Raw genomic sequence first — 271 nt, 5'->3', positions numbered from 1 at the left:
GTGTACTTAGCTGTGATTTCAGTTCCGTTCTTATCCATACGTTTCACTGTTACACCTGAAGCAGTTCCAGTAAATGATTTTTCTGGTACGAAAGTTACTGTACCATCTGGAGAAACGGTGTATGTTCCTTCACCATCTACTGTCTTCGTAGTTGATCCATCTTCAAAGGTCGCTGGTGTATCTTCATCAATTGGAACATTTGGATCACCTTCAGTAAAGGTTGGTTTACCAGATTGTGTTTGACCTTGGATATCTGTCGATGTTGCATCTT

Annotated in this window: 1 protein-coding gene; it reads right to left on the bottom strand. The window is 40.6% G+C overall.

Going from position 1 to position 271, the window contains the following annotated elements:
- A partial coding sequence (locus AX663_RS09410) for a hypothetical protein (RefSeq protein WP_156430782.1) occupies positions 1 to 271 on the bottom strand: 271 nt, incomplete at both ends.

It is taken from the genome of Streptococcus sp. CCH8-H5, from assembly GCF_001556505.1.
Classification (GTDB): domain Bacteria; phylum Bacillota; class Bacilli; order Lactobacillales; family Streptococcaceae; genus Streptococcus.
Note: the sequence above shows the minus strand (reverse complement) of the source record. Positions and strands in the feature narration are given on the sequence as shown.